Here is a 1,050-nt window from a genome sequence, read left to right on the forward strand (position 1 = left end):
CCGACCGGGACGCGAGGCGCCGGGCCGCCTTCGTCGCGGGTTCGCTCCCGCTGCACCGGGAGGGGCCGCGTCCCGCGGGCTACGCCGCCTGGGTGGCCGGGGCGCGCGCCCTGCTCGCCGGCCGGCCGGTGTCCGTACGCCATCTGGTGCTGATCACCGACGGCAGCAGCGCCGGCGCCACCGCCGAGCACCGGCTGGAGGAGGAACTGGAGGCCTGCGCAGGGCAGTTCACCTGTGATGTGTTCGCCGTGGGCTCGGACTGGGCCCCCGACCCGCTGCTCACCCTCGCCGAACGGCTGCACGGCACGGCCCAGTTCGTGGACGACGGGCTCGGCCGTGCGATCACCGCCGCCATCCAGCGGCTGCGCCGGGTGCACACCCCCCAGCTGCCGATCGAGGTGACGGTACGGCCCTCCGTGCGCCAGGTCTCGCTCAGCGAGAAGGCGCCCCGGCCGCACCGCCTCGGCGGGCTGCCCGAGCCCGGCCGGCCGCACTGCTGGAGCTTCCCGACCTACCAGTGGGAGCAGGGCGGACGCGACTACCTGCTCACCCTGGTCGCCGACTCCGACGGCGACCCGCTGGAGACCGAGCTGCAGTTCGCCATGGTCTCCATCGGTGACGTCCACGCGCCCGTCACCGCCCGCTGGCACCTCCCCGGGCAGTCCCCGCCGCACACCCCGGCGGGCGCCGACAGCGTGCGCACCCTCAACGCCGCCGCCAGGATGCGCAAGGCGCTGCGCCAGGGGCTCATCGCCCTCCGGGAAGACCGGCGCGACACCGCGAAGGACCTGCTGGGGGAGGCCGCCCGGCTGGCGGTGCGGTTCGGCACGGACTGGGTGCTGGACGAGATCCTCGCGGTCGCCCACATCGAGGACGCGGCCGAGGGTCGGGTCCGGCTGCGCGCCGTCGACGCCGGTACCCTCGGCCCGATGATCCTGCGCGCCGGGTCCCGTCCCGGCGGCCCCCCGGCCGTCGCCCTCGGCGCCCGGCCGGGTCCGTGCTGCGGCGACTGCGGTGCCCCGGCGGGGAGCGAGGCCCGTTACTGCATCG

The 1,050-nt window shown here is 76.6% G+C and carries 1 protein-coding gene; it reads left to right on the top strand.

Translation table 11 applies throughout. From position 1 onward, the window contains the following. On the top strand, positions 1-1,050 hold a 1,050-nt coding region (locus B7767_RS40430; RefSeq protein ID WP_085576261.1), incomplete at both ends, for a hypothetical protein.

It is taken from the genome of Streptomyces sp. 13-12-16 (genome assembly GCF_002114215.1).
Classification (GTDB): domain Bacteria; phylum Actinomycetota; class Actinomycetes; order Streptomycetales; family Streptomycetaceae; genus Streptomyces.